Annotated in this window: 2 protein-coding genes and 1 pseudogene; 1 reads left to right on the top strand and 2 read right to left on the bottom strand. The window is 37.6% G+C overall.

The window, feature by feature from the left end; translation table 11 throughout:
- Nucleotides 1-180: 180 nt before the first annotated feature.
- Nucleotides 181-579: pseudogene (locus A1SC_RS21005) on the top strand (IS3 family transposase); the annotation flags it as partial.
- Between the two features lie 90 nt (nt 580-669).
- Here A1SC_RS21005 and A1SC_RS21010 read toward each other — a convergent pair.
- Together A1SC_RS21010 and A1SC_RS25700 are read right to left on the bottom strand one after the other, a co-directional pair.
- Entirely contained in the window at nt 670-1,128 is a 459-nt protein-coding gene (locus tag A1SC_RS21010) for a hypothetical protein (RefSeq protein WP_016261804.1), read from the bottom strand.
- The coding region (locus A1SC_RS25700; protein WP_016261803.1) for an RHS repeat-associated core domain-containing protein at nt 1,129-1,608 on the bottom strand (480 nt) is incomplete at its 5' end. It lies immediately after the preceding gene.

The following is a 1,608-nucleotide window of genomic DNA, read 5'->3' as shown; positions in this document are numbered from 1 at the left end:
GAAATATGTTCCATCAATTTTTTAAGTTCCATTTTGTTCTCCTTAATTATGTAAGGAGTATTTGATCATGTATAAGCAATGAAAAACAGCTTTAGGTAATAAGGAATATCTCAATTATTGAACATTTAGTGCGAATTATTTAGTGCAAAAAAGCAGCGTTACGTGATCTTTCCCTGGCGGGAAATTATCTCCTACAGCCTGTCGGAAAGGCCGGTGATGGAGATGGTGAATACGATGCTGCACGATGCATTCTCAGTTCTCGGACCGGAGGATGCACCGTTGCTGCACACGGATCAGGGCTGGCAATATCGAATGGCAGGCTATCAGGCAAAGTTAAAGGCTCATGGAATAACACAAAGCATGTCGCGCAAGGGGAACTGCCTGGATAACGCAGTGATGGAGAACTTCTTCGGCACACTGAAATCGGAGTGTTTTTATCTGAACAGGTTCAGCGATCTGAATGAACTGAGGAAGGCGATAGAGGACTATATCCATTATTATAACAACGAGCGGATCAGCCTGAAATTAAAAGGCCTGAGTCCGGTAGAATACCGAACCCAGACCCTGAAAGCCGCTTAACATGAACTGTCCAACTTTATGGGGTCAGTCCAGATTTAATCTGCCTTTCCCGGCGATTAAGAAAGAGAAATATACTCCTCACTTTATTAATTATCTTACACAGAAACTATATAAAAAATCAGGATGCTCCATGCCGTAAAATATTTCGTGATCTATAAAATAAAAACCGAAGCTACACATTTCTACATTAAAACATTCAGGATAAATCTTCAAATGCTCTTTTATTAAAAAATCTAATAGCTGAGATGATTTTAAGATGACACCATAATTCCCTTTCTTTGTTCTATTAAACGGGTAAAAAAACAACAATTCTCCTGATGGAATACCACCTTTAAATAATTCATAGTATAACGTTTCTAACGCTTCAGTTAAAGAAGAAAACCCCTCCCAGTCAACGTTGCAACGGATATAGTTAACATCAACACCACTTTTATAAGCTTCTGCATGAATACAAACAGCTTCGCTTATAGGATTAATATGTAAGAATGGTAAAGCATTGTTAATAATCGCGGAGAATTCTGCATTATTTAATTCTCTAATATTTTTCATTTATTTACCTGTAATTCTATATATATCATCTTCCAAAAAATATTTGGCATTATGTATCACCTTGTTATCAGCGTTTTTTATTTGAATTTTAATGTGTGGAGGCTCAAAACCACCACTTGAAGATTTATGTCCTGTATTTGCCACCTCAATAACGACTTTATTTCCTTTTGCATCTACACCATCGAAATAATGGCTAATATTACCAAAACCATCCGAATTATTTTTTCTCAATGTGGCTTTATATCTTGAAATGTTATATCTGGCAACATAATCAAAGTCACGTTTATTCTTTAATAACCGAGAAAACATTCCCGGAGAACGCTCAAAATTACGATATTCAACGTTACCAACCTTTCCACAAGATAGCCCAAGAGGATCAATGTGGTTTACTGGATTCGGCGCATAGGCATAGAGATTTATCCCACCCGCCAGCCCTATCGGATCCGTTACTATGAACCGCCCGACATCCGGATCATAGTA

The sequence above is a fragment of the Escherichia sp. KTE52 genome (assembly GCF_000408325.1).
Lineage (GTDB): Bacteria > Pseudomonadota > Gammaproteobacteria > Enterobacterales > Enterobacteriaceae > Escherichia > Escherichia marmotae.
This window is presented reverse-complemented; position numbering and strand designations above follow the sequence as displayed.

Excerpts from the sequence above, each read along its gene's own strand:
- A1SC_RS21010 (WP_016261804.1), bottom strand. The coding sequence starts at position 1,128 with ATGAAAAATATTAGAGAATTAAATAATGCAGAATTCTCCGCGATTATT.